Source organism: Psychroflexus sp. MES1-P1E, from assembly GCF_002836055.1.
Lineage (GTDB): Bacteria > Bacteroidota > Bacteroidia > Flavobacteriales > Flavobacteriaceae > Psychroflexus.
The window spans coordinates 1-2485 of record NZ_PJBS01000239.1; the positions used below are offsets into that span (position 1 = coordinate 1).

2 protein-coding genes are annotated in these 2485 nt (G+C 30.1%); both read right to left on the bottom strand.

Annotated elements, in window-relative coordinates:
• Window positions 1–1526: CotH kinase family protein (locus tag CXF67_RS09275; RefSeq protein ID WP_102088501.1), on the bottom strand; the 1526-nt coding region annotated here is incomplete at its 3' end.
• Between the two features lie 294 nt (window positions 1527–1820).
• A partial coding sequence (locus CXF67_RS18220; protein WP_180957945.1) for a hypothetical protein occupies window positions 1821–2485 on the bottom strand: 665 nt, incomplete at its 5' end.

Below are 2485 nucleotides of genomic sequence, written 5' to 3' on the forward strand. Positions count from 1 at the left end.
CTACTCGTTAATTGACCTAAGTTATTATAAACCCTAAACTCTTTTCCGATTAACGAACTTGAGTTAGTTATATAAATTCTATCTTTCGCTGGATTGGGATAGATAAGATTGGTTTTTATTGCTGAAATGTTATCACCGATTGATAAATCATTTTCAAAGTAAGTATCTAGATAAGCTAATCTGTTTTCTAACCAAGTTAAAATATATGACAAGTCTTCTTGATTAAAGGGGTAGTTTGGATACACTAAAGCTTCTCTTTCATAAACTTTGTTGTTTTGTAGAAAATTATACTCATCTAGAATAGAATCTGATAAAGCAGCATTACTAAGAATAGTGTTTCTAAAGCTAAACCACTTATTAGCAATACTAGACGATATGTTATTAGGATTTATGTCTATTACTCTACTAATAAACCCATTACTTAAAATGTCATTAGTGATATTTTCATTTGTTCCATTCCATATTGTTCCAAAACAGCCATCTAAATCCCAGGGTGCATGAAAATAGTGTTCATCAGTAGTATATTTTGCTAGATAAATATTTTTACCTGTATTATCCGTTGCTCTAAGTAGATTTAGAAATATAAAATAGTCGGAGTAATTACTAACATCAAATTTGCTCCATATACCATTAGTAAAATCTATATCTGAGGCATTCATTACAAAATCAGTAAATTGATATACATTAGCCCAATCTGTTATTTCATCTTCCTTAGGATATTTAAATTCGTAGCCACTCCATTCTCTACTTTCATTATCATAATTGGGCAATTCAGTAAAAGTAGATGCTCCCCAAGTAATTCCTTTGTAAAGTTCACCTCTAATATTATCATTAAAGCTTTTAAGCTTTAATTGTTTTTTGTCAACTTGTTCTGAAAGATTGTAAAGACCATTATATTGGCCATTTAAAAACATTTCTACATACTTAACATTTGCTCCTGATTTAGCTTCAGGTTCTTCATCTAGGTAGTAAGGTGTATGTATTTCAAGCCATAATTTGTTTGCTATATAACTTCTCAATCTTAATGGTTCGTTATATAAAGCATCTAAAATCCAATCGTCATCGGATCTTAAGTCTCCAAAGTGTACATTAATATTTTCGTCTCCAAAATCATCTTCCCAAAATTCTAAATCATAGGTCTTTTTAGGAAAGGCTTGAGAACTACCGCCTCGTATTTCTATTCCAATATTTGAAATCAATACTTGTTCATCATCAGAATATATAAAATTGGCTAGAACTTTTGGTTCGTCGACAATAGTAGTAGTAGGTTCTACTGAAATAATAGGTAACTGAGTAAAATATAATGTGTATTGATTTGAAGTGTCTGTATCGGTAATTAAATAGGAATTTGAATATTCTAAGCCAACGGGTATTGAATTGAAAGAATAATCCTTTTGATTCAAGGTAATAATTATTTCATCGAAATCAGAAGTGTCATTATAATTCTCAATATGAGAAACTATTAATGAATGATTTTCATCAATTCCAAAGTGGTTTTCAGGTATGTTAAGCTTTGAGAGAAACAAAATAGTGTATTAAATATTGATAATAATAAAAATGACTTTTTCATTTGTTGGATTTAATATTTTACACCGTTTAGTATATGAAAAGTAGGCGGTAAAGAAGCACTAAACTTTCGGCTAAGCACAAACTTTGATACTAGCCCAAAGCCTTGATTTTATTGCAATTTCGCCTATTTTTTATATACATTGTTACCTGGCTGGCTTTCTTTCCTCAAACTTGCTAGCGTTGGCAAAGACATACTCTTTTGCAATTTTTGGCGTTGCGTTGGCTTGTGCGAATTGCAAATGTGTATGGCTTTATGCGTTGGCTTTCAGTTGTGAGCTTAAATTATTAATGTTATCAATATGTATATTAATATCTTTTCTTATTTTTTTACAAAGATTTTCATTGAATTCTTCACCACCTTTGGTACGAAAAACCTGTTTCTCTTCGTCTAATATTGCGTGAGCAAATTGATTTCTAACCAACAGGATTTCTTTCTTGTAATCTGCAATAAAATTTACAAGACCTTCTTTGTCAATAATATTGGACAAAGTATTAGCTCTTTGAGTTGCAGAAAATGCTACCGGATCTCCAATAATTTTTTCTAACCTTGAATTCTTCTTATACTTTTCTGCTTTACCTAATTTCTCTTTATGGAATGATATTATTTCATCAAATAAGGCATTACTAATATCTTCATCACTTTTTTTCTCGAAATATTCATTTACAATCTCAAGAGATTTTTCATCCAGATTACTTGTTTCGTGCATAATCATACCTCTCATTGCCACAATGTGGTTGAATTTGCGTAATGTTAAGTCAATTAAGTTTTTAATTTCACTACGTAAATCTCTATAACTGTTACCAGTTAGAGTATAGAAAGTAACTCTATTGTTATTAATTAACTTAGTGTCAACTCCTAAATCTTGTTTAGCAGAATAGAAAAATATTTCTGTAGAAATGTTATTTTCCCTTCTCA